Origin of the sequence: Streptomyces arenae (assembly GCF_022343545.1) — a bacterium.
GTDB classification, from domain to species: Bacteria; Actinomycetota; Actinomycetes; order Streptomycetales; family Streptomycetaceae; genus Streptomyces; species Streptomyces humi.
The window spans coordinates 103426-125514 of sequence record NZ_JAKQYH010000045.1 but is presented as its reverse complement, the minus strand read 5'-3'; the positions used below and the strand labels follow the sequence as shown (position 1 = coordinate 125514).

The following is a 22089-nucleotide window of genomic DNA, read 5'->3' as shown; positions in this document are numbered from 1 at the left end:
CCAGGCGGCGGGGCGGGGGCCGAGCCGCGGGTCGCGCGCGGGCCGGGGGCGGCGGGTGCGGACCGGGGCGGGGCGGGATCCGGCGAGGCCGGCCCGGTAGAGGCCGTACGCGATCCGGCGGCGCGCGGCCGACTCCAGTGCGTCCTTCAACGGGCCGTCGCGCAGGACGGCTTCGGGTCCCAGCAGCCCCTCGACGACGGCCAGCGCACCGGCGACGTCCCCGTGGTCGAGGCGCTCACGGACGCCGGTGAGGCAGTCGGGGCGCCGGTGCGCCTCGTCGATGACCCGCAGACAGGGCAGCGGCGGGCCGCCGAGCGCCATCAGCAGTTCCTCGCGCCGCAGTTCGTCCGGGGAGTGGTCCAGCGCGGACAGCACGCCGTCGACCATGGCGATCCGGTGCCGGGCGCCCCGGCACTCCACGAGGGGCGGCTCCCCGGGCCGGTCCGGGTACGGCGCGCGGGCGGCCGGGGTGTGACCGGGTACGAGGGCGGTCGCGACCAGCGGATGCAGCCGGTCGGCGTCGATGAGCCCGGCGCGCAGCAGTTCCAGGTCGGGCGGCAGCCGGGTCGCCGCGTCGGGCAGCACGGCGACCGCGCCGGAACCGGCATCGCGGCCGGTCGTCACGGTCCCGTCGGGCGCGACACGCAGCGCGAGCCGCCGCCGGCCGCCCGGGCGCACGGCGACGGTTCCGCTGTCCAGCCCTTCGGAGCGCAGCACGATCCGGGCCTCGTCCGCCCAGCGGTGCGCGGCGCACAACGAGAGCCGGTCGGCGCCCGCGCGGACCCGCAGGTCGGCGGCGGCACCGGCGTCCCAGAGATGGGGGTGCAGGTCGAACCGGTACCGCCGGCTGGGACGCGGGTGGGGATGGCCCCGGGCGGCGGGCGTGCCGAGGGTGCCGTCCCACAGCGCGAGGCTGACCCGCTGTCCGGCGTCGGCCCAGGCCGGCGGGGTCCGCGCCACCAGGTGCAGGGGCCTCGGCCCGGTGCCGTAGCGAGCCAGCGGCATGGTCAGCCCGGGGCGCAGCAGACCGTCGGGGGCGATCCTCGGCAGGTGCCAGCGCAGCAGGTCGGGGGCGAGCCGGCGCAGGTCGGCACGGATCCGGTCCCGGACGTCCCGGCCCAAGGTGCGCGCCAGGGCACGGAGATCGAGGTCGACGTCGAAACCGGCGGCGGCGCAGGCCCCGGCCCAGTCCCCGGCGTGCCGGCGGGCGGTGGCGGTCTCGATCATGGCGGGCGGCACGGCGAACTCGCGCACGCGCCGCCAGAGGGCCAGGCGGGTGTTCCCGTCCGCGAGGTGAGTGGTCATCAGCACTCACCTGGCGTGGACGGGACCCCCAATCTGTGAACAGAGTGAGTGGTCATCGCCGGGAGCATACGGTGGGACGGCGCCGGACGGCCAGACATTTACGGCCAGGTGTGCACGGGCCCGTATTCACGGTCACGCGGGTCACGGTCACGGGTTCACCGGTCGGCTCGCACGTGACGTGGATCACCCCGGCCAAGTGCAGCGTTCCACCGCCCCCAGGGCCTTTTCCCAGGTGTAGGCAGCCGGGGAGAGCGGGGACCGTGGGAATGGAGCAGGCTCGGGCCGGTGAGTACGACGAGTTCGTGGTGGCCCGTTGGTCGGGGTTGTTCCACCTGGCGCGTCTGCTCACCGGTGGCGATCGGCATCGGGCCGAGGATCTGTTGCAGGAGTCCTTGGTCAAGCTGTGGTTCGTCTGGCCGAAGATCGCCGACGAGGCGCCGGAGGCGTACGTCCGCAAGGTGCTCGCCCGGGCGGCGGCCCGCTCGGCGCGGCGGCGGTGGTGGGGCGAGCGCCCCGTCGAGGAGCTGCCGGAGGTCGCGGCGGCCGGTGACATGTCGGCGGCCGTCGCCGAGCGTTCGCGGCTGGAGGCCGCGCTCGCGCTGCTGACCCCGCGGCAGCGGGCCGCGGTCGTCCTGCGCTACTACCAGGACCTGCCCGACCGGCAGGTCGCCGAGGTGCTGGGCTGCCCGGTGGGCACCGTCCGGTCGCACGCGGCACGCGGTGTGGCCCGGCTGCGTGAGCTGCTGGCGGACGCCATCGAGCCGGTGGGGTGAGGGAGAGGACATGGATCACTTCGAGCGGCAGTTGACGCGGCTGATGCACGACGACCGGGAACCGGCGGCGTTCGGACCCGGGCAGCGGGACCGGCTGCGGGCCGGGGTGCGGGTGCGGCGGCGCGTGCGGGCGGCCCGGCGGGCGGCCGGGAGTGCCCTCGCGGTCGCGGGCCTCGGCCTCGGTCTGTTCCTGTGGCCGCACTCCGGCAGCCCCGACGCGCCCAGCGCACCGCGCCCCCGCCCCGCGACGGGACCCAGCACCGGTACGACACCGGCCCCGTCCCTCTCCCCCAGCAGCCCTCCCACCGCCACCGTCTCGGGCCCGTCGCCCACGCACACGTCCGCGCCCGGCGAAACCCCGTCGGCCACCGGCGGCCGGACCGGCTCGCCCTCGCCGCCCGCGTCCGCGACGGCCACGGCGACCCCGGACGCGAGCGGTGGCCACAGCGCGTCGCAGGGCACGTCGGGGCACTCGACCGCCACCACGTCACCGCCGTCGGCGCCCGCGTCCGGGAGTTCGGACCCCTCCGAAGGCGCCTCGGCCGCCGGCTCGGCCGGCACAGACAACCAGGCCGGCTAGCGCGGTTCGCCCGCCCTCACCCCACCGCCGGGTGCGCCTTCGGCGCGCCCCGAGAACGAGTACGAATGCGAAGAAAAGCCATGAACCAAGCACACGCCACACTGCCGGCCCCGGTCCCGCCGCTCGCCTCACGTCATGACGAGCCGGTCCTGGATCTGGCCGTACCGGTGTTCAACGAGGAGAAGGACCTGGAGCCGAGCGTGCGCCGGCTCCACGCCCACCTTCGGGAGACGTTCCCGTACCCGTTCCGGATCACCGTCGCCGACAACGCGAGTACCGACACCACCCCTGTCATCGCGGCCCGACTGGCCGATGAACTGCCCGAGGTGGAGTGGATACGGCTGGCCGAGAAGGGCCGCGGCCGGGCGCTGCGGGCCGCCTGGTCGCGGTCGCGGGCACCCGTGGTCGGCTATCTCGACGTGGACCTGTCCACCGGGCTCGCCGCGCTGCTGCCGCTCGTCGCCCCGCTGCTCTCGGGCCACTCCGACCTGGCCATCGGCACCCGGCTGGCGCCCGGCGCGCGGGTGGTGCGCGGCCCGAGACGGGAGATCCTGTCCCGCGGCTACAACGTGCTGCTGCGCTCGGCCCTCGCGGTGGGGTTCTCGGACGCGCAGTGCGGGTTCAAGGCCGTCCGCCGGGAGACCGCCGAGCGGCTGCTGCCGCTGGTGCGGGACTCCGAGTGGTTCTTCGACACCGAGTTGCTGGTGGTCGCGGAGCGGGCCGGGCTGCGGATCCACGAGGTGCCCGTCGACTGGGTGGACGACCCGGACAGCCGGGTCGCGCTGCTGTCCACGGTCCTCGCCGACCTGCGCGGTGTCGCGAGGGTCGGCCGGGCGCTGGCCCGCGGCGCGCTGCCGTCGGGGCGGCGGCCACGGCGGTTCCCGGCGCTAGCCGTGGTCATGGCGGCCGCGCAGCTCCTCCTGTACGCGGCGCTGCGTCCGGCCACCGCGGACCAGGTCGCCAACGTCCTTTCCCTGCTGGTCTGTTGGGTCGTCGCGCAGGTGGTCCTGGGCCGGCTGCCGCTGGCCGCCCTGGCCACCCGCCTCGCCGTCACCGCCGGTTCGCTCGCCGCCCTGCGGCACGCCGTACCGGCCGCCGGGCCCCGCGCCGAACTGGCCGCACTGGCTGCCGCCCAACTGCCGTTCGTGCTTGCACGGTTGCCGTTCGGGCGGCCTCGGACGGAGTCCACGACGTCATGACCGCGCTCCTGAAGACGACCCCCATGGCCGACGGCCTCCCGCTGCCGCCGACGCCGGCCGGCCGCGGACGGCGCCTGCGCGACGCGGCGCGGCGGCACGGTCCGGTCCTCGCGGTGTACGGCGTGCTGAAGCTCGTCGGCTTCGGTTCGTTCATGTATCTGCTGGACTCCGCCGGTGACTTCCGCAAGAAGAACCCGCGGTTCGGCGGGGGCGCGCACGCCTGGGACGTACTGGGCACCTGGGACGGCTGGTGGTACCAGCAGATCGCGCTGCACGGCTACCACCCCCGGCTGGTCCCGGTCCCCGGCGCCACCGGCCTGATCGACCTCCAGGGCAACTCCGCCGCCTTCTTCCCGCTCTACCCGGCGCTGATGCGGGTGGCGATGGAGGTCACCGGTCTCGGTCCGTTCGGGGCCGGGCTGCTGGTGTCGGTCGTGGCCTCGTTCGCGGCGGCGCTGGGGGTGTGCGCCGTGGCCGAGTGGTTCGGCGGCCGGCGGGCCGGGCTGGCGGCGGCCGGGCTGTGGGCCGTCTGGCCGGGTTCCGGCGTGGAGTGGGCCGTCTACTCCGACTCGCTGTACGCCGCCCTCGCCGCCTGGGCCCTGTACGCCGTGCTGACCCGCCGCTGGCTGACGGCGGGGGTGCTGACCTTCGCGGCCGGCCTCAACCGCCCCACCGCCGGCGCGCTGGTCGCCGCGCTCGCGTGGGCCGCGCTCCTCGCGCTGCACCGCCGGGAGGACGGGGTGGCGCGTCCGCTGACCGCGTTGCTGGTGGCCCCGCTGGGGCTGCTCGGCTACCTGGGCTGGGTGGGCCACCGCATGGGCGACTACGGCGGCTACTTCCGGCTCCAGTCGGGCGCGTGGGGACACGAGTTCGACTACGGTGCGCAGACCCTGGACGTCCTGACATCCGTCCCCGTGGGCCACTTCGGCTATCTCTTCGCGCTCCCCTTCGCGGACGTCATCGGCGTCGGCGTCGTCCTGCTGGACCTGGCGCTGCTGCCCCTGCTGTGGCGGCTGCGACCGCCGGCGGCACCGGTCGTGCACACGGTGCTCACCCTCGCCCTGGTGCTGGGCAGCCAGCAGTACTTCGCGAACGTCTCCCGCTATCTGCTGCCCGCCTTCCCGCTGTTCGTGCCCCTGGCGGTCGCGCTGCGCCGGCTGAGCCTGCCGTACCTGTGCCTCCTGCTGGGCGTCGCGGCACTGGCCTCCGGTTCGTACGCGGGCTATGCCCTGTTCGAACTCGGAGTGCCCTAGCGTGATCTGACGGCGGCTCAGCTCTTTTTGACGGCCACCGCGCCGTAGAAGCCGATCTGCTCGGAGCCGGGCGGCGGGGTGGTGTCCGGGCGCCAGAACGGGACCTGGGCCAGGCCGGGCTCGACCAGGTCGAAGCCCTCGAAGAACCGCTCGATCCGGTCGCGGGAGCGCAGGTTCATGGTGGCGGTCGCGTTGTTGTAGACGGCCTGGGCGTCGCTGCGGTCCGCGAAGTCGGCCGTGGCGTGCGAGAGCACCAGGAAACTGCCGGCCGGGAGGGCGTCGCGCAGGGTCGCGACGATCCGCTCGGGCTCCTCGTCGTCCCGCACGAAGTGCAGGATGGCGACGAGGAAGAGGGCCACCGGCCGGCCGAAGTCGATGACGCGCCGCACACCGGGGTGGCCCACCACGGACTGCGGATCGCGCAGGTCGGCGAGGACGATGCTGGTGGAGCCGGACCGGCTGAGCAGCGCGTCGCCGTGCGCCTTCACGATCGGGTCGTTGTCGACGTAGGCCACGCGTACGTCGGGTGCCAGCCCCTGGGCGACCTCGTGGATGTTCGGCGAGGTGGGCAGCCCGGTGCCGACGTCGAGGATCTGCCGGACGCCGCTGTCGACGACGTGCCGGACCGCGCGCTGGAGGAACGCCCGGTTGGCGCGCACCCCGATGAACACCTCGGGCGCGACGGCGGCGAGCCGGTCGGCGGCCTGGCGGTCGACCTCGTAGTTGTCCTTGCCGCCCAGCAGGTAGTCGTAGATCCGGGCGGGATGCGGCTTGCTGGTGTCGATCTCCACGGACCCGGTGCCGTCCTGCGTCACGTGCGCTCCTCTCAACGGCCGCCCCGGCCCCCCTTGGCACACCGACGGCAGGCGACAGCTTTCCACACCGGACGCGCCGTCGACGCACCGAGTTCCCTTCCCCACAGGTCACTTCGTGCGCACCCGCCACACCGGCCGGTGGGCCGGGTCGCCCGCTCCGAGCCGGTCTGACTACCATCGGCTCCAGGTGTCCGGGCAGGTGACCCGGTTTGGTTGGGGGTTTCGCATGGTTACCGGTCGTGTGGTGCGGTTCGACAGCTCGCGCGGGTACGGGTTCATCACTCCGGACGGCGGCGGCGAGGACGTCTTCCTGCATGTGAACGACATGCAGATGCCGGAGTCCTACGTCCGCCCGGGTGTGGCCGTGGAGTTCGAGATCGAGAGCGGCGAACGAGGACCCAAGGCGTCCGGCGTACGGCTCGCCCGGGGAGCCGACGTCAGGACGCTCGGCCCGGACGACGACTCGCTGTGCGACCTGCTCAGCGCCGAGGAGTTCACCCGCGAGGTCACCGAGACGCTGCTGGCGGCGGCGCCCACCCTGACCGCCGAGGAGATCGTGCGGGTCCGTGGCGCCCTGGCCCAGTTCGCGAAGAACCACGGCTGGATCGAGGGCTGACCCTACTCTCGGCAGAACCAAGGCAGTTGAGGCCCCGGCGCCGCGGTACGGCGCCGGGGCCGCCGCATGCCCGCCGCACGCTACCGGCCCTCCACTGAAACTCCATTGTGACGAGCGCCACAGCCCGCCGTTCGAACTTTGGCGCCCGCCGTGCATCTAGTCCGCGTCGGTACATCGCACGACGGCGGAGCAACCCCCCTCCTGAGCCGTCCCGTTCACTCAGCAAGGAAGACTCAATGGGTTTCATGGCATACCTGCGCGGCTTCGTCCCCTGGATCGTCGCCGGCGTCGTGACGGGCTTCACCGACTGGCGATGGGGTGCGCTCAGCGGTGTCGTCTCGGGGTTGTTCCTCCTGCTCCAGGACCGCCGCCGGGGGGTCGACCTCGACGCGCTGATCCTCGAGGCCAGCACCATCGTCTACTTCCTCGTCACCGGCGCCGTGGCCGTCACGGACCCGGACTCGGCGCTCAAGGACCACAGTGACGTGCTGTCGTTCGTGTGGCTGGGTCTCACCGCCTGGGGGTCCCTGGCGATCCGCCGGCCGTTCACGCTGGGCATCGCCAAGCGCCAGACGCCCCGCGAGTACTGGGACATGCCGGAGTTCCGCCAGGTCAACAACTACATCACCAGCGCCTGGGGAGCCGGCTTCACCTTCATCGCCGTCTGCCTGGCGGTCGGCAACGCGGTGGACGCGCCGGTGTGGGTGGGCATCACCGCCCATGTCATCGGGCTCGCCGCCCCGATCGTCTTCACGAAGGTCTACCCCGAGCGGGCCCAGCGGCGCCTGCTGGAGTCCCAGGGGCTGTCCTCCGTACCCCAGTGACCCGCGGCCGGCCCGGCGGGGCCGCCCTGACCTGATCGAACGTCGCGGCCGGCATCACCGTGCCCGCCCGGACAAGGAAGCACCATGACCGAAGAGACCACCGTCCCCCTGTACCTGCGGGGCCGCTTCGCCCCGGTACCCGAGGAGAACAGCGCCGTCGGCCTCACCGTGCGCGGCACCCTCCCGCCCGACCTGGACGGCCGCTATCTGCGCAACGGTCCCAACCCGCTGCCCGGCGAGGACAAGGGGCACTGGTTCACCGGCCCGGGCATGCTGCACGGGCTGCGGCTGCGCGACGGCCGCGCCGAGTGGTACCGCAACCGGTGGGTCCGCACCAGGGAACTGGAGGGCCACCCCTTCGTCCGCGCGGACGGCACCATCGACCTGGCCGCGACGCCTGGCAACACCCACGTCATCCGGCACGCGGACACGGTACTGGCGCTGTGCGAGGTCGGCCTGCCCTACCGGGTGACGCCGGAGCTGGAGACGGTCGGTCCGTACGACTTCGGCGGCAGGCTGACGACCGCGATGACCGCGCACCCCAAGGAGGACCCGGTCACCGGCGAACTTCACCTGTTCGGCACCGGGTTCGCGCCGCCCTACCTCACCTACCACCGGGTCACCGCCGACGGGGAGCTCCTCGACAGCCGGCCGGTCGAGGTACCGGGGCCGACGATGATGCACGACTTCGCCATCACCGAGCACCACATCGTGTGGATGGACCTGCCGGTCGTCTTCAGCCCCGAACGCGCCGGGCGCGGCGGGATGCCCTACCAGTGGGACGCCGGGTACGGCGCGCGGCTCGGCGTCATGTCCCGTACGCCCGGCAGCACCGAGGTGCGCTGGTTCGACGTCGACCCCTGCTACGTCTTCCACGTCGGCAACGCCCACGAGGACGCGCGGGGCCGGATCGTGCTGGACGCGGTGCGCTACGACGAGGCAGGCTTCGTGCGGGCCTGGGGTGACATCGGCGGGCCCACCGGCCCGGCCGTCGTACCGGAGGCGGGCCCCTCCCAGGTGCCCGCCGTGCTGTACCGCTGGACGCTGGACCCGGCCGGCGGAGGCGTCACCGAGACCCAACTGGACGACCGGGACGCCGAGTTCCCCACCCACAACGAGACCCTGACCGGGCGTGAGAACCGCTACCTGTACACCGTCTCGGGTGACGGCGTCGCCAAGCACGACCTGGCCGCCGGGGGCAGCCGGGTGCACGCCACGCCCGGCGCCCGGTACGCGGGCGAGGCGGTCTTCGTCCCCGCGGCGGACACCGCGGGCGAGGACGAGGGCTGGCTGCTCTCGCTCGTCTCGGACGACGACGGCAAGGCCGGGGAACTGCTCGTCCTCGACGCCAGGGACCTCTCGGAGCAGGCGGTGGTGGAACTTCCGTACCCGGTCCCGGCCGGATTCCACGGCAGCTGGCTGCCGGAACCCGGCACCGGCGCCTGAGCCGCGTACAGGACGGCGGTACGCCGGAACCTCTACGGCGTACCGCGGTCCTGTTGCCCGAACGCCACCGGTCCCGCCCGTGTCCCCAGGGGGACGCTAGCCCTGGTGGGCCGCGGCGATCTGGCCGACCAGGACGGCGAAGGGCATGTCGAGTGCGGCGTAGACGGCCGCCGCCTCGGGGAGGGCGTTGTCGGCCAACGCCTCCACCATGAGGGTGGCGTAGTCGCTGACGACGACGCCCGCCTGCTGCATGCGCAGCAGTCCCGTCTCGCGTTTGGTCTGGCTGAAGGTGCCGGAGGCGTCGACGGCGACGAACGCGTCGTACCCGGCGGCCGTCGCGGCGATCGCGGGCAGGGCGGCGCACACCTCCAGCGACACCCCGGCGAAGATCAGTTTCCGGCGTCCGGTGGCCTCGATCGCCTCGCGGACGCGGTCGTCGTGCCAGGCGTTGACCGTGCCGCGGTCGATGATCTTCAGGCCGTTCGGCAGCGCCTCGACCAGTTCCGGGGTGGTCGGTCCCCACATGCTGTCGGCCGCGGTGGTGGTGGCGACCACGGGGATGCCCAGTACGACCGCGGCCCGCGCCAGGGCCACCACGTTGTGCTTGAGCTCCCCTACGGGGATGTCCCGCACGCCGGACAGCAGGCCCACCTGGTGGTCGACCAGCACCACGGCCGCGTTCTCCCTGGTGATCGGCACCAGGAACTCGTCACGCTCGCTCATCGTCCGCTCCTTCGACGGTCCAGCCACCCCCCATTGGTCACTGATCCCGATAGTCAGTTTTTGTGACTATTCGACGCTATACCCGGGTACTCCTGGGTGCAACAGCGGTGCGGACCGGCCGTCCGCAGGTGTCGGACGCCTGGCCGGGCCCTACCATCGCCGGTGGCACAGCAGCACGGCGGACGGCGCCGAGGCGGACGGCCGTCGGAACGGGAGAGGCGTTGACCGGGCACGAGAGGGAGCGGGAACCCGACCTCGGTGTGCTCGCGGCGCGGGTGCTGCTGTCCGTCCAGCGCGAGCTGTTCGGCGCCCTCGCCGAGCAGGGTTTCGACGACATCGCGCCCCGCGCCGGCGCGGTCCTCGCCCACCTGCGCCCCGACGGCGTCCGGGCCAGCGAACTCGCCCGGGCCTCCGGGCGGCACAAGCAGGTCGTGGGTTCGCTCATCGACGACCTCGAACGCCTCGGCTACGTCGAGCGCAGGCCCGACCCCGCGGACCGGCGCGCGAAACTGATCCACCCCACCGAGCGCGGTCTGCTCCAGATGGCCGCCGCGACCGTCATCATGCGCACGATCGAGGAACGGCACGCCAGGGCCCTGGGCGAGCGGCGGTACGCCGAGTTCAAGGCGGCTCTGCGCAGCGTGGCCGAGCTCCAGGAGTCCCCGGCCGACGGCCCGGACACCTGAGCCTCCACGCGCCCCGCCGCACCGCCACCGTCACACGGCCACGCCCACCACTGCCCAGGGCCACGACCGCGCACTCCCACCACCGCGCACGGCCACCGCCACGCACGGCCGCCACCGCGCAAGGCCGCCACCGCGCAGGGCGATGACTGCGCACGCCCACCACCGCCACGGTCGGTCAGGACGCGAACGGCACCTGGGTCGCCGGGGTCTCGACGCGGCCGGCGGGGTGTCGCCACACGCCCTCCGCGGCCAGCCGGGGCAGCACCCCCTCCCCGAACCAGTACGCCTCTTCCAGATGCGGATAGCCGGACAGCACGAACTCCTCGATCCCCAGTGCCGCGTACTCCTTGATCCGTGCGGCGACCTCGTCGTGTGAGCCGACCAGGGCGGTGCCCGCGCCGCCCCGGACGAGCCCGATGCCCGCCCAGAGGTTGGGGTGGATCTCCAGAGCGTCCCGGCGGCCCCCGTGCAGGGCCAGCATCCGCTGCTGCCCCTCGGACTCGCTGCGGGCGAGCCCGCCCTGCACCGACCTGACGGTCTCCGGGTCGAACCCGTCCAGCAGCCGGCCGGCCTCGGCCCACGCCTGCTCGGACGTGTCCCGGGTGATGACGTGCAGCCGGATCCCGAACCGCAGCGTGCGCCCCTGCCGGGCCGCCAGTCCCCGGATCCAGGCGATCTTCTCGGCGACCTGGGCCGGCGGCTCGCCCCAGGTGAGGTACACGTCGACATGGCGGGCCGCGACCTCACCGGCGAGCGGGGAGGACCCCCCGAAGTACACCTCGGGCACCGGATCGGGCACCCGCGCCAGCTTCGCGTCCTCGACCCGCAGGTGCTCCCCCTTCAGACTGACGGTCTCGCCCTCCCACAACCCCCGTACGACTTCCAGGAACTCACCGGTACGCCGATACCGGGCGTCCTTGTCGAGGAAGTCCCCGTAGGCCCGCTGCTCATGGCTCTCGCCGCCGGTGACCACGTTGAGCAGCAGCCGGCCGCCGGTCTCCCGCTGGAACGTGGACGCCATCTGCGCGGCCAGGGTCGGCGAGACGAAGCCCGGCCGGAAGGCGACCAGGAACTTCAGGCGTTCGGTGTTCTGGCTGACCATGGCCGTGGTCAGCCACGCGTCCTCGCACCAGGCGCCGGTGGGGGTGAGCGCGCCCACGAAGCCCAGGTCCTCGGCGGCCCTGGCGATCTGGCTCAGATAGGCGACGGTCGGCGGCCGGTCCCGGCCGGAGGCCGTCGCCGGGGTGCCGTGGCCGCCGCCGACGACATGGCGGCTGTCACCGTTGGTGGGCAGGAACCAGTGGAAGGTGAGGGACACGAGGGGTTCTCCGTTCGTGGGTGGCCGTCAGAGCAGGCCGTGCCGGGGCGGTGGCGTGCCGTTGAGCACGTACCGGCCGATGTGCTGGATCTTCCAGCGGACCGGATCATGCAGCGTGTGGGTGCGGGCGTCACGCCAGTGCCGGTGCAGGTTCAGGGAGTCGAGGGCCGACCTGGTACCGGACACCTCGAACAGCGCGCCGGCCACCTCGACGGCGGTGTCGGCCGCCGTGACCTTCGCGGCGGCCACGGCGACGGACGCCTCGGCGGCCGTCTCGTCCGTGAGGCCGGCGGCGGCCGTGTCGACCGCGCGGGCGGCCTCCCGCAGCAGGGCCTCGGACGCCCGTACACGGACGGCCAGTTCACCGAACCGCTGGATCAGCAGCGGGTCCTCGGCGGCGGTCTCCACGCCGCTCTCGAACCAGGGCCGGCTCTTGTCACGGACGAACTCCACGGCCTCGGCCAGCGCCCCCACGGCGATCCCCACGTCGATGGCGGTGTGCAGCAACTGGGCCACGGCTCCGTGCAGTTGGGGTCCCCGGAAGGTGAGATGGTGGGGCAGCACCCGGTCCGCCGGCACCGGCACCTCGTCCAGCCGGACCGTCCCGCTGGCGGTCGTGCGCTGTCCCATGCCGTCCCAGTCGTCGACCACGGTGAGGCCGGGCGCGTCCGCGGGCACGTACGCCACGTGCAGGTCGTCGTTCTCGGCGCGGGCCAGGACGGGGATCCAGTGGGCGAAGAGGGCTCCGGTGGAGTAGTGCTTGACCCCCGTGAGCAGGTACCCGCCGTCGTCCTGGGGCACCAGCCGGGTGCGGATGTCCTGCACGTGTCTGGTGCCGGCCTCCGACTGGGCGTTGCCGAGGCGGCTGCCCGCGAGCAGTTCCGCGAAGAAGAACTTCCGCTGCTCCTCCGTGCCCTGACGGCGGATCACGTTGACGTAGACGAAGTGGCTCTGCGGGATCTGGGCGAGGCTGGCGTCCGCCGCGGCGAGGATCCGGAAGATCTCCGCGAGGGTGCCGGCGCCGACGTCGGCGCCGCCGTACTCGGCGGGCACGGTCACGGCCAGCAGGCCGGAGGCGGACAGCCGGTCCAGTTCGGCCCGTGGGAGCGCGCGTTCGGCGTCCCGCCGGGCGGCCCCGGCACGGAACTCGGCGGCCAAGGCGGTGGCGACGGCGAGCGCCTCCGTGTCGTCGGCGATGATGTGGGCGGTCATCGGCTCAGCCCGCCGCGGCGAGGACGGGCGTGCGTCCGGTGAGCGCGGCGGAGAACTGGTCGACGACCGGGGTGAGGGCGTCGGCGGCGGCCGGTGCGAGGGCGAGGGTGCCGTCCTCGCGGACGGCGATGTCCTTGTCGAGGGTGAACCAGCCCTGGACGATGTGGGCGGCGCCCATCGAGTTCAGCACCGGGCGGAGCGCGTAGTCGATGGCGAGGACGTGTGCGACGGAGCCGCCGGTGGCCAGCGGCAGCACGGTCTTGCCGGTGAGCGCGTACTGCGGGAGCAGGTCGAGCAGCGCCTTGAGGACACCGGAGTACGACGCCTTGTAGACCGGGGTGCCGACGACCACTCCGTCGGCGCGGTCGAACAGCTCGGTGGCCTCGATGATCGCGGGGTGCCGGAAGTCGGCGCCCAGCAGGGCCTCGGCGGGGATGGTGCGGACGTCGAGCGGGATCACCTCATGGCCCTGGGCGGTGAGCCGCTGGTCCAGGTGGCGCAGCAGCCGGCCGGTGCGGGAGGAGGCGGAGGGGCTGCCGGAGACGGACAGGACGGTGGCCATGGAGCTGCCTCTTTCTGGTGGCCCGGGCGCCCGTGCGAGGCGGGCTCCGGCGGGGAACGGTCAGGAGTGCCAAGTGGGTTCGGACAGGGCGCCTTCGAGGGCCCGACGGCCCACCTCGTGGCGCTTGTGGGCGACCGGGGCGTGCGGGGTGCGGGTGCGGACGTCGTGCCGACTGCGGTCCGCGGCGGGGGCGGTCAGGCGGACGCGGGGGCGCCGTCGTCCGGCCGGCCCTCCAGCTCCCGGATCAGGGGCAGCACTCGCCTGCCGAAGTACTCGACCTCCTCGTGGTAGTGCAGGAAGCCGAGCAGGAAGAGGTCGACGCCGAGCTTCTTGTAGGCCACGACGCGTTCGGCGATCTGCTCGGGGGTGCCGATCAGACCGGTGCGGAAGCCGTCGTTGTACTGGACGAGGTCCTCGAAGGTGGAGTCCTGCCACATGCCCTTGCCGTCGGCCGCGGACTGCCCGGCCTGCTTGACGGCCGCGCCGAAGCCGGCGACGGCCTCGTGGTCGGCCTTGGCGATGATCTCGCGGAGGGTGTCGCGGGCCTCGGCCTCGGTGTCGCGGGCGATGAGGAAGCCGTTGAGACCGAACTTCGGTGCCGGGCGCCCCGCTTCGGCGGCGGACTTGCGGACGTCGTTGATCTGTTCGGTGACCCCGTCGAAGTCCTTGCCGTTGGAGAAGTACCAGTCGGAGACCCGGCCGGCCATCGCCCGGGCGGCGGTGGAGTTGCCGCCCTGGAAGATCTCCGGATGCGGGCGCTCGGGGGTGTTGAGCGGCTTGGGCTTGAGGGAGAAGTCCCGGAGCCGGTAGAAGTCACCGGCGAGTTCGGTGTGGTCCTCGGTCCAGATCTGGCGCAGGGCGCGGATGAACTCCTCGGCGCGGCGGTAGCGTTCGTCGTGCTCCAGCCAGGGCTCGCCGAGGGCGGTGAACTCGCCCTTGAACCAGCCGGAGACGACGTTCACGGCGAACCGGCCGTTCGAGAGGTGGTCGGCGGTGGCGCCGAACTTGGCGAGGACGCCCGGGTGCCACAGGCCCGGGTGGACGGCGGCGATCACCTTCAGGCGTTCGGTGGCGAGGAGCAGCGCGAGGCTGAAACCGGTCGACTCGTGCTGGTACTCGGCGCCGTAGCTGGCCATGTAGCGGACCTGGCTGAGCGCGTACTCGAAGCCGTTGTTCTCGGCGAGGACGGCGAGTTCGCGGTTGTAGTCGTAACCCCAGTCGGTGCGTTGCTCGATGGTGCTGGTGACGAGTCCTCCGCTGACGTTGGGGACCCAGTAGGCGAATTTCAGGGGCGCGGCGGGCATGCGGAACTCCTGTTGCGGGTTTCGGGCGCGCCGGAATTCGGGAGGTGCCGGGCGCGGCGAATGTGCCGGGCGCGGGGGCGGTGAATTCAGGCGGGAAAGGTGGGGCGGAAAGCGCGGCGGATCTTGGTGTGCCGATCAGGCCGCGGCGCGACAGGAGGCGCTGGAGACGCGCGCGAGGTCGACATGGCGTCGCCGCGTGAGGTCCAGTCGCATCTTCATGCCGTCGATGGTGGCAGTCGGCGCCGAGACCAGTCAAGGAAAACCCGACCGTTCTCGCATCGCGGACCATTGAATTTCACGAACGTGTGACAGGGAAACCCTTGAACCCGGCCCGAATGGCCGCGCATTCTGCCGGGGTGCGAACCGAACAGCTGGAGTACATAGCGGCCGTGACCCGGCTCGGCTCGCTGCGCCGGGCGGCGGACGAACTGCGGCTGTCGCAGCCCGCGTTGAGCGAGACGGTGCGGAACCTGGAGCGGGAGCTGGGCGTCGACCTGCTGGAGCGCAAGCGCACCGGGGCGACGATGAGCGCGGCGGGGCAGGAGCTGATGCCCCGCATCGCCGAGGTGCTGGAGGCGGTGGACCGGCTGCGGGCGGCGGCGGGCGAGCAGCACCGCATCAGCCGGATGGTGCGCGTCGGCACGGTCAACGCGGCGACCGTGCCGCTGCTCATCCCGGTGCTGCGGGACTTCCGGGCCACGCATCCGGTCACCCAGGTCGAGGTGGTGGGCGCACAGCAGACGGAGATCCAGCGGGCGCTCGCCGAGGGCGGCTTCGACCTGGGTCTGGTGAACCATCTCGACGGCGACGACGTGCCGGTCGGCTTCGAGACCACCGAACTGCTGCACGGGCGGCCGGTGGTGTGCGTACGGCCGGACAGTCCGCTGGCCGGCCGGCCCGAGGTGTCGGTCGACGAACTGCTCTCCGTGCCGTTGATCGCCATGCGGACCGGTTATGTGATGCACCGCTATGTGCACCGGCTGCTGGCGGGGCGGACGCCCACGTTCTCGTACTCCACCGACGGTGCCGAGATGGGCAAGCTGATGGTGGCGGAGGGGCTGGGGGCGACGGTGCTGCCGGACTTCAGCGTGGTCGGGGACCCGTTGGAGCGGGCGGGGACGCTGGTGTGCCGGCCGCTGGCCGGGGACAGCACCCGGGTGCTGCTGATGCTCCAGCGCCGGCGGGCCGCATCGGTACCGCAGGCGGCCCGGGACCTGCACGCGGCCTTCGTGCGCCGGGCGGCCGACCTGGCAGGACCGGCCACCCCGCCACACCGGCCGTGACGGCTCACGTCCGGCCCGCGGGCGATCCGACGGCTCGCCTCGCCGCCGTGCCGGTGCTCAGTTTCCGGGGGCCAGCCGGGTGCGCAGCGCCGAGGCCAGCTGCTGGGCCGCGGTGAGCTGCTCCGGGGTGAGGGCGGAGACGAACAGCTCGTGCACGGCGCGCAGATGGGGCACCGTCGCGTTTCGGAAGGCCTCCGCGCCCGCGGGCGTGAGCACCACCTCGGCGCCCCGGCTGTCGGCGCGGCACTCCTCGCGCCGGATCAGCCCGCGCCGCTCCATCCGCCCGATCTGATGGGAGAGCCGGCTGCGCTCCCAGCCGACACGGTCCGCGAGTTCCGAGGAGCGCAGCCGGCGCCCGTCCGCCTCCCGCAGGGCGAGGAGCACGGCGTAGTCGCCCGGCGACAACGAGGCCTCGCGCTGCAGACGGGCCGAGAGCTCGGCGCGCAGCGCCTCCGTCGTCTCGATGAAGTCCCGCCAGATCCGCAGTTCCTCGGTGCTGGGCAGGTCCTTCCGCCGCGTGGTCATCGCACCACCGCCTCCGCCTCTTGTTGACACGTCAATCATATCCGGGCGATGATTGACACGTCAATCACTTTTGCGGTCGTGTCACGCGCGGCCGGAGGGCAGGAGGAGCCCACCATGTCCGATCTCGTCTTCGGCCTCGACACCTTCGGCGACGTGCCGCAGGACGACGCGGGCCGCCCGGTGTCCGACGCCCGGGCCATCCGGCAGGTCGTCGACGAGGCCGTCCTCGCGGAGGAGACCGGCGTCGACGTCGTCGCGCTCGGTGAACACCACCGCCCGGAGTTCGCGATCTCCACTCCGGAGACCGTCCTGGCCGGCATCGCGACCCGCACCCGGCGCATCCGGCTGGCGTCCGGTGTGACCGTGCTCAGCTCGGACGACCCGGTCCGCGTCTACCAGCGTTTCGCCACCGTGGACGCGCTCTCGAACGGCCGGGCCGAGGTCATCCTCGGGCGCGGCTCCTTCACCGAGTCCTTCCCCCTGTTCGGGTACGACCTGAGCGACTACGACGTGCTGTTCGAGGAGAAGATCGAGCTGTTCGCCAGGCTGCTGGAGGAGAAGCCGGTCACCTGGAGCGGCACCAAGCGGGCACCGCTGGACGCCGCGGACGTCTTCCCGAAGACCGAGTCGGGGCGGCTGACCACCTGGGTCGGGGTCGGCGGCACCCCGCAGTCGGTCGTCCGCACCGCGCGCTACGGCTTCCCGCTCATGATCGCCATCATCGGTGGCGCCCCGGAGCGTTTCGCGCCCCACATCGACCTGTACCGGCGCGCCGCCGACCGGTTCGGCACCACCGCGCATCCCGTCGGGATGCACTCGCCGGGGTTCATCGCCGACACCGACGAGGAGGCCCGCGAGCTGCACTGGCCGTACTACCGGGTCATCCGGGACCGGATCGGCGCGCTCCGGGGCTGGCCGCCCCTCCGCAAGGAGGAGTACGAGGCGGAGATCGAGCACGGCTCGCTGTACGTCGGCTCGCCCGAGACGGTCGCCCGGAAGACGGCCCGTGCCGTCAAGGCGCTCGGCGTGGGCCGGTTCGACCTCATCTACACCAGTGGGAACCAGCCGATCAGCGCCCGGCTGCGCGCCGTCGAACTGTACGGCACCAAGGTGGTCCCGATGGTCCGCGACCTGCTGGCCGGCTGACACCCGATCCGGGCATGGTGTCCGCGCACACATGCCCCCGCCACACCCCGAGGTCACGCCTCGGGGTGAGCGGTACACCCCGATCGTGTGGTGCGGGCATGTTTCTCCCCGTTCGCCCATGGTGCTTCGCTACGGTCGGTGACGCTCCGTGGCCGGGGTCCCTGGTCCGGGCCGCAGAGCGCTGACAGGGCATTTCGGACCGGGCTGCGGACCGGGCAAGGAGACAGCATGCTCGCGGACTCGATCGTCTTCGGAGCCGGGGGCTTCATCGGCCGCTCCCTCGTGGCGGAACTCCTGCGCCGGGGCCATCCGGTGGCGGCCGCGGTACGCGGTTCCGGTGCGGGGCTGACGGCCTGGCTCGACGGACAGGGGGTGGACCGCACGGCCCTGACGGTCGTCCGGGCCGACCTCACCTCCCCCGGTCTCGGCCTCGCGGACGAGGGGCTCACCGAGGTGCGCGACGTCTACAACGCCGCCGCGCGCTTCGCGTTCGGTATGACGGCGGCGGAGGCGCGCGCGGTCAACGTGGCGGGCGCCGCGCGGGTGGTCGAGTGGGCGGCGGCCCTGCCGGAGCTGCGCCGGCTGGTCCACATCAGCGGCTACCGCATGGCCGCGGCGGAGGACGTGGCGCCGGACTACCGCGCGCACGGGGCGTACGAGGCGTCAAAGCAGGAAGGGGACACCGCGGTGCGGATCCGCGCCCGCGAACTGGGGGTCCCGCTGAGCATCGCCAACCCCAGTACGGTGATCGGCCCCGGACAGTACCTCGGCCTGGCCACGGTGGTCTCCGATCTGTGGCGGGGCCGGCTGCCGGCGCTGCCCGGCGGCCCCGACGTCTTCGTCCCGGTGGTGACCCTCGACCACTTCGTCCGGTTCCTGGCCGCCCTTCCGGACGACCAGGAGAGCGCGGGCGCCACCTACTACGTGCTGGACGACTCGACGCCCGAACTGCCCGGGCTGGTCGGTCTGCTCGCCGAGCACATGGGGGTGCGCGCGCCCCGCCGGTCGATCCCGGTGGGCGTGCTGCGCAGGCTGCCGCGCGCGCTCACCCGGGCGGACCCCGAGACCCTCTCGTTCCTGTCGGCCGACCGCTACGACACGGCCTCCGCGCAGGCCCTTTCCGTGTCCCACGGCCTGTCCATGCCGCCGGTCGCGACGGCCCTGCGGCAGTGGGCCGACGACCTGGTCGCCACCCGCTTCGGTCACGGCGCCCCCTCCCGCGGGCCCTACGGCTTCGCCGACGTGGGCGGCTGCCGGACCTGGGTGACGGGCGAACCGCGGCGCCCCGGTTACGTCCTGCTGCACGGGCTGCTGCTGAGCGCCGACGCGTGGGCGGGGACCGCGGACCGCCTTGACGCGCCCTCGCTCGTTCCCGACCTGCCCGGTCTCGGCAGGTCGGGAACGGGCGGGCGGCCGGTCGAGGACTGGCTCGCCGACTTGCTGGACGCGGTGGAGACCCGGCCGGTGCTCGTGGCGCACTCGTTCGCGTGCGGCCCCGCGCTGCGCTACGCCGCGGCCCGGCCCGACCGGCTCGCGGGCCTGGTGCTGGTCTCGCCGGCGTTCCTCCAGCCGCCGTCCTCCGCGCTGCTGCGCTCCCCCCTGGCCGCGCCGCTGCTGCGCACGGCTCCCGCGTCCCGGCTGGGTCGTTCGCTCGGTCTGCCCGAGGACGCCGGCCTCGACACCCTCACGCTGGACCTGCGGCGTGCCGGGGCCGCCCGCCGGGTGGCCGCCGCGATGCGCACGGCCCACGGGCAGCGCGCGGAACTGCGCCGTCTGCTGCGGCAGACGCGCCTGCCCGTCGAGATCGTCGTCGGGTCCGAGGACCCGCTCGCCGAACCCGTGGACACGCCGGTCACGGTGATCGAGGACGCCGGGCACTGTCCCCAGCTCAGCCATCCGGTGTCCGTGGCCCGCCTCCTGACGGCCTGCCGGGACCGGGCCGGCGTCCACTAGCGGCACGCCGCGGGCCGTCAGTCGTCCTGTCGGGTGAAGGAGAGGACCACGTTGTGCCCGGCGATGCGCACGGGCAGTTGCTCGGCCCAGGAGGTGTCCAGCCGGGACACCCCGGACCCGCCGGACAGCAGCGCCGCCCGGCTGGCGGAGACGTCACCGCCGAGCGGGGTGGTCGCGCCGAGACCGGTCACCAGGCCATCGGTGGCCGCGGGTGTGCCCCGGGCGGTGCCGGGCCGGTTGGCCTCAGTGGTCGCGGTCAACAGGGCGGACTCCTTCCGCGCCGTGTTCCGGTCTCGTGCGGTGCATGGCCGGTGCGGGTTCCGCCCGCGTCTCCCCCGGCACCCGGGGGAACCCGGGCGACACCAGTGCCATGATGGCGATCAGCAATTCACCGGTGGTGAGAATTTCTTCGGTCCTTTTCATACCCTTCCCGGCACTCGCGGATATCGACCGACTGCTCCGATGAATCTACGCGCCCGAAAGGGCACGACGCCTCATTCTTTTTCACCATTCGCACTATTAACAGCCCGTCGGCAGTCCTATTTTATGCAGATCACCCGGCAACAGCCTCCCGAATGCACGTGCTGCAGCGAGGCTTAGGCACGCCTCATAGTGAGGTAGTAATGCCACGGGAGCCGGCCCGTGGCGATGGCAACGGGCACCAGGAGGCGTCCCATCCACAGTGCGTGGGCGGTGTCGCAGGACATCCGGAGGGTGATCGCCACGGGTCCCTGCGGTTGCTCGCCGGCGAAGACCCCGTGCGGTGCCACGTAGATCTCGCAGTCGGGCCTGGTGTGGACGAGCCGGACGGACAGTCCCTCCTGCCAGGCCCTCGCCACGAAATCCTCGTCCTCCAGCAATACGCCGAACAGACTAACGATAGGGGCCGCCACATCCGGCTGCCACCGCGTCAACACAAGGCCGAAGGGAAGCGAACAGGGCACGGAAAGAGGGCGCGACAATCTGCGGAAGGGAAACAGATGAAGGAAAGGGAATTCAACCGGGCGGCTGGGACCGGGGGCTTCTGATCCAGCCCAGCGAGCGTTCGACGGCGCGCTGCCAGTTGTCGTACTCCGACTCCCGGTGGCCGGGGTCCATCGCGGGCAGCCAGCGGGCGGCCGGGTGCCAGTTGCGGCGCAGCACCTCCAGGTCGGACCAGTAGCCGGCGGCGAGCCCGGCGGCGTAGGCGGCTCCCAGGGAGACCGTCTCGGAGACCATGGGCCGTACGACGGGCACGTCCAGCACGTCGGAGACGAACTGCATGAGCAGGTTGTCGGCCGTCATGCCCCCGTCCACCTTGAGTTCCTTCAGTCCGACGGAGGAGTCGGCGTTCATCGCGTCGACGACCTCGCGGGTCTGCCAGCCGGTGGCCTCCAGGACCGCCCGGGCCAGGTGCCCGCTGGTGATGTAGGAGGTGAGGCCGACGATCACGCCGCGCGCGTCACTGCGCCAGCGCGGTGCGAACAGGCCCGAGAAGGCGGGGACGATGTAGCAGCCGCCGTTGTCCTCGACGGTCCGGGCGAGTGTCTCGATCTCCGGGGCGCTGTTGATCAGGCCCAGCCGGTCGCGGAACCACTGGACCAGTGAGCCGGTGACGGCGATCGACCCCTCCAGGGCGTAGGCCGGCGGCCGGTCCCCGATCAGGTAGGCGACCGTCGTGAGCAGTCCGTGCCGGGACCGCACGACGTCGGTACCGGTGTTGAGCAGCAGAAAGCTGCCCGTTCCGTAGGTGCACTTGGCCTCGCCCGGGGAGAAGCAGGTCTGGCCGAAGAGGGCCGCCTGCTGGTCGCCGAGCGCGGCCGCGATGGGCACGCCGGCGAGCAGTGCGGTGGCCTCGCCGTAGATCTCCGAGGAGGGCCTGATCTCCGGCAGCATCGCGCGGGGAACGCCGAAGAACGCCAGGAGTTCCTCGTCCCAGGCGAGTGTGTGGATGTTCATCAGCATGGTGCGGCTGGCGTTGGTGGCGTCGGTGATGTGCAGGCCGCCGTCGGCACCGCCGGTGAGGTTCCAGATCAGCCAGCTCTCCATGGTGCCGAACAGCACCTCGCCGTCTTTGGCGCGTTGTTCCAGGCCCTTGACGTGGTCGAACAGCCAGCGCAGCCGGAGTGCCGAGAAGTAGGTGGAGGGCGGCAGGCCGCACCGGTCGAGGAAGAACTCCGCCCCGGGATCCTGTCCGAGGTCCTCGACCAGCGGCGCGGTGCGGACGTCCTGCCAGACGATCGCGCGGCCCAGCGGGGTGCCGGTACGCGGGTCCCAGAGCACCGTCGTCTCCCGCTGGTTGGCCAGCCCGATGGCGGCGATCTGGCCCGCGTCGACGGCCGTACCGGCGCCGGACATGGCCTCGGACATCACCCGGCGCAGGTTGTGCCAGATCTCGACGGCGTCGTGCTCGACCCAGCCGGGTTTCGGGAAGTGCTGCTGGTGCTCCCGCTGCGCGACGGACACCAGCCGTCCGCCCTGGTCGAAGAGGATGCATCGGGTGGAGTTGGTGCCCTGATCGATGGACATCACATACCGTTCCACCATGATCGGGAACCGCCTTCCGATGGGTCGCGGGGGGAGCGCG

23 protein-coding genes are annotated in these 22089 nt (G+C 72.8%); 11 read left to right on the top strand and 12 right to left on the bottom strand.

The window, feature by feature from the left end:
* A partial coding sequence (locus tag MB828_RS20220) for a hypothetical protein (protein ID WP_301649429.1) occupies positions 1-1305 on the bottom strand: 1305 nt, incomplete at its 3' end.
* A 266-nt stretch (positions 1306-1571) separates the two neighbouring features.
* Between MB828_RS20220 and MB828_RS20215 the strand changes: the two genes are divergently transcribed.
* The 4 genes from MB828_RS20215 (at position 1572) to MB828_RS20200 (ending at position 5110) form a co-directional block, all read left to right on the top strand.
* Positions 1572-2078, top strand: a complete 507-nt coding sequence (locus tag MB828_RS20215) for a SigE family RNA polymerase sigma factor (protein WP_301649428.1) — start codon at positions 1572-1574, stop codon at positions 2076-2078.
* A gap of 10 nt (positions 2079-2088) precedes the next feature.
* The gene (locus tag MB828_RS20210; RefSeq protein ID WP_301649427.1) at positions 2089-2658 is read left to right on the top strand and encodes a hypothetical protein; all 570 of its coding nucleotides are present in this window, start codon (positions 2089-2091) and stop codon (positions 2656-2658) included.
* A gap of 80 nt (positions 2659-2738) precedes the next feature.
* Positions 2739-3857: a dolichyl-phosphate beta-glucosyltransferase gene (locus tag MB828_RS20205; RefSeq protein WP_301649426.1), complete on the top strand. Its 1119-nt coding sequence runs from the start codon at positions 2739-2741 to the stop codon at positions 3855-3857.
* A 23-nt stretch (positions 3858-3880) separates the two neighbouring features.
* Positions 3881-5110: a hypothetical protein gene (locus MB828_RS20200; RefSeq protein WP_301649435.1), complete on the top strand. Its 1230-nt coding sequence runs from the start codon at positions 3881-3883 to the stop codon at positions 5108-5110.
* 17 nt (positions 5111-5127) lie between these two features.
* Here MB828_RS20200 and MB828_RS20195 read toward each other — a convergent pair whose 3' ends face one another.
* Positions 5128-5925 (bottom strand): SAM-dependent methyltransferase, encoded by a 798-nt coding sequence (locus tag MB828_RS20195; RefSeq protein WP_301649425.1) that lies wholly within the window; start codon positions 5923-5925, stop codon positions 5128-5130.
* A 226-nt stretch (positions 5926-6151) separates the two neighbouring features.
* Between MB828_RS20195 and MB828_RS20190 the strand changes: the two genes are divergently transcribed.
* The 3 genes from MB828_RS20190 to MB828_RS20180 all read left to right on the top strand — a co-directional run bounded on the left by MB828_RS20190 (position 6152) and on the right by MB828_RS20180 (position 8811).
* The gene (locus MB828_RS20190; RefSeq protein ID WP_133025059.1) at positions 6152-6541 is read left to right on the top strand and encodes a cold-shock protein; all 390 of its coding nucleotides are present in this window, start codon (positions 6152-6154) and stop codon (positions 6539-6541) included.
* 236 nt (positions 6542-6777) lie between these two features.
* The gene (locus MB828_RS20185; protein WP_301649424.1) at positions 6778-7365 is read left to right on the top strand and encodes a hypothetical protein; all 588 of its coding nucleotides are present in this window, start codon (positions 6778-6780) and stop codon (positions 7363-7365) included.
* Between the two features lie 84 nt (positions 7366-7449).
* On the top strand, positions 7450-8811 hold the full coding sequence (locus MB828_RS20180; protein ID WP_301649423.1) for a carotenoid oxygenase family protein: 1362 nt from the start codon (positions 7450-7452) through the stop codon (positions 8809-8811).
* Positions 8812-8907: 96 nt separating this feature from the next.
* Here MB828_RS20180 and MB828_RS20175 read toward each other — a convergent pair whose 3' ends face one another.
* Positions 8908-9534, bottom strand: a complete 627-nt coding sequence (locus MB828_RS20175) for an isochorismatase family protein (RefSeq protein ID WP_301649422.1) — start codon at positions 9532-9534, stop codon at positions 8908-8910.
* Between the two features lie 221 nt (positions 9535-9755).
* Between MB828_RS20175 and MB828_RS20170 the strand changes: the two genes are divergently transcribed.
* Positions 9756-10220 (top strand): MarR family winged helix-turn-helix transcriptional regulator, encoded by a 465-nt coding sequence (locus MB828_RS20170; protein ID WP_301649421.1) that lies wholly within the window; start codon positions 9756-9758, stop codon positions 10218-10220.
* A 175-nt stretch (positions 10221-10395) separates the two neighbouring features.
* Here the strand turns inward: MB828_RS20170 and MB828_RS20165 are convergent, their stop codons facing one another.
* From MB828_RS20165 to MB828_RS46905, 5 genes are all read right to left on the bottom strand, one after another.
* Positions 10396-11538, bottom strand: coding sequence for an LLM class flavin-dependent oxidoreductase (locus tag MB828_RS20165; protein WP_301649420.1), 1143 nt, complete (start codon positions 11536-11538; stop codon positions 10396-10398).
* A 27-nt stretch (positions 11539-11565) separates the two neighbouring features.
* Positions 11566-12750 (bottom strand): SfnB family sulfur acquisition oxidoreductase, encoded by a 1185-nt coding sequence (locus tag MB828_RS20160; RefSeq protein WP_301649419.1) that lies wholly within the window; start codon positions 12748-12750, stop codon positions 11566-11568.
* 4 nt (positions 12751-12754) lie between these two features.
* The gene (ssuE, locus tag MB828_RS20155; protein ID WP_133025054.1) at positions 12755-13312 is read right to left on the bottom strand and encodes an NADPH-dependent FMN reductase; all 558 of its coding nucleotides are present in this window, start codon (positions 13310-13312) and stop codon (positions 12755-12757) included.
* A 194-nt stretch (positions 13313-13506) separates the two neighbouring features.
* Positions 13507-14616 carry a dimethylsulfone monooxygenase SfnG gene (sfnG, locus tag MB828_RS20150; RefSeq protein WP_301649418.1) on the bottom strand — a complete coding sequence of 370 codons (1110 nt, stop codon included), beginning with the start codon at positions 14614-14616 and terminating at the stop codon, positions 13507-13509.
* 135 nt (positions 14617-14751) lie between these two features.
* Entirely contained in the window at positions 14752-14829 is a 78-nt protein-coding gene (locus tag MB828_RS46905; protein WP_351405193.1) for a putative leader peptide, read from the bottom strand.
* Between the two features lie 143 nt (positions 14830-14972).
* Between MB828_RS46905 and MB828_RS20145 the strand changes: the two genes are divergently transcribed.
* A complete protein-coding gene (locus MB828_RS20145; RefSeq protein ID WP_301649417.1) occupies positions 14973-15899 on the top strand; it encodes a LysR family transcriptional regulator in 927 nt (308 codons plus the stop codon).
* A gap of 57 nt (positions 15900-15956) precedes the next feature.
* Here the strand turns inward: MB828_RS20145 and MB828_RS20140 are convergent, their stop codons facing one another.
* On the bottom strand, positions 15957-16424 hold the full coding sequence (locus tag MB828_RS20140) for a MarR family winged helix-turn-helix transcriptional regulator (RefSeq protein WP_301649416.1): 468 nt from the start codon (positions 16422-16424) through the stop codon (positions 15957-15959).
* A 114-nt stretch (positions 16425-16538) separates the two neighbouring features.
* On the opposite strand from MB828_RS20140, the gene MB828_RS20135 reads away from it, so the two are divergent.
* Positions 16539-17570, top strand: coding sequence for an LLM class flavin-dependent oxidoreductase (locus tag MB828_RS20135; RefSeq protein ID WP_301649415.1), 1032 nt, complete (start codon positions 16539-16541; stop codon positions 17568-17570).
* A gap of 228 nt (positions 17571-17798) precedes the next feature.
* Positions 17799-19523, top strand: coding sequence for an alpha/beta fold hydrolase (locus tag MB828_RS20130; protein WP_301649414.1), 1725 nt, complete (start codon positions 17799-17801; stop codon positions 19521-19523).
* A 17-nt stretch (positions 19524-19540) separates the two neighbouring features.
* Here MB828_RS20130 and MB828_RS46900 read toward each other — a convergent pair whose 3' ends face one another.
* From MB828_RS46900 to glpK, 3 genes are all read right to left on the bottom strand, one after another.
* The gene (locus tag MB828_RS46900; protein WP_430381401.1) at positions 19541-19783 is read right to left on the bottom strand and encodes a hypothetical protein; all 243 of its coding nucleotides are present in this window, start codon (positions 19781-19783) and stop codon (positions 19541-19543) included.
* A 336-nt stretch (positions 19784-20119) separates the two neighbouring features.
* Positions 20120-20362 (bottom strand): hypothetical protein, encoded by a 243-nt coding sequence (locus MB828_RS20120; RefSeq protein ID WP_301649413.1) that lies wholly within the window; start codon positions 20360-20362, stop codon positions 20120-20122.
* Between the two features lie 157 nt (positions 20363-20519).
* Positions 20520-22049 carry a glycerol kinase GlpK gene (gene glpK / locus MB828_RS20115; protein WP_301649412.1) on the bottom strand — a complete coding sequence of 510 codons (1530 nt, stop codon included), beginning with the start codon at positions 22047-22049 and terminating at the stop codon, positions 20520-20522.
* Positions 22050-22089: the final 40 nt, after the last annotated feature.

Bases quoted from the DNA above. Each gene is read 5' to 3' on its own strand.
- MB828_RS20215 (WP_301649428.1), top strand. From the start codon at position 1,572: ATGGAGCAGGCTCGGGCCGGTGAGTACGACGAGTTCGTGGTGGCCCGT.
- glpK (WP_301649412.1), bottom strand. From the start codon at position 22,049: ATGGTGGAACGGTATGTGATGTCCATCGATCAGGGCACCAACTCCACC.
- MB828_RS20185 (WP_301649424.1), top strand. From the start codon at position 6,778: ATGGGTTTCATGGCATACCTGCGCGGCTTCGTCCCCTGGATCGTCGCC.
- MB828_RS20210 (WP_301649427.1), top strand. From the start codon at position 2,089: ATGGATCACTTCGAGCGGCAGTTGACGCGGCTGATGCACGACGACCGG.
- MB828_RS20130 (WP_301649414.1), top strand. From the start codon at position 17,799: ATGCTCGCGGACTCGATCGTCTTCGGAGCCGGGGGCTTCATCGGCCGC.
- MB828_RS20205 (WP_301649426.1), top strand. From the start codon at position 2,739: ATGAACCAAGCACACGCCACACTGCCGGCCCCGGTCCCGCCGCTCGCC.
- MB828_RS20175 (WP_301649422.1), bottom strand. From the start codon at position 9,534: ATGAGCGAGCGTGACGAGTTCCTGGTGCCGATCACCAGGGAGAACGCG.
- MB828_RS20190 (WP_133025059.1), top strand. From the start codon at position 6,152: ATGGTTACCGGTCGTGTGGTGCGGTTCGACAGCTCGCGCGGGTACGGG.
- MB828_RS20140 (WP_301649416.1), bottom strand. From the start codon at position 16,424: ATGACCACGCGGCGGAAGGACCTGCCCAGCACCGAGGAACTGCGGATC.
- MB828_RS46905 (WP_351405193.1), bottom strand. From the start codon at position 14,829: ATGCGACTGGACCTCACGCGGCGACGCCATGTCGACCTCGCGCGCGTC.
- MB828_RS20200 (WP_301649435.1), top strand. From the start codon at position 3,881: ATGGCCGACGGCCTCCCGCTGCCGCCGACGCCGGCCGGCCGCGGACGG.
- MB828_RS20180 (WP_301649423.1), top strand. From the start codon at position 7,450: ATGACCGAAGAGACCACCGTCCCCCTGTACCTGCGGGGCCGCTTCGCC.
- sfnG (WP_301649418.1), bottom strand. From the start codon at position 14,616: ATGCCCGCCGCGCCCCTGAAATTCGCCTACTGGGTCCCCAACGTCAGC.
- MB828_RS20135 (WP_301649415.1), top strand. From the start codon at position 16,539: ATGTCCGATCTCGTCTTCGGCCTCGACACCTTCGGCGACGTGCCGCAG.
- MB828_RS20160 (WP_301649419.1), bottom strand. From the start codon at position 12,750: ATGACCGCCCACATCATCGCCGACGACACGGAGGCGCTCGCCGTCGCC.
- ssuE (WP_133025054.1), bottom strand. From the start codon at position 13,312: ATGGCCACCGTCCTGTCCGTCTCCGGCAGCCCCTCCGCCTCCTCCCGC.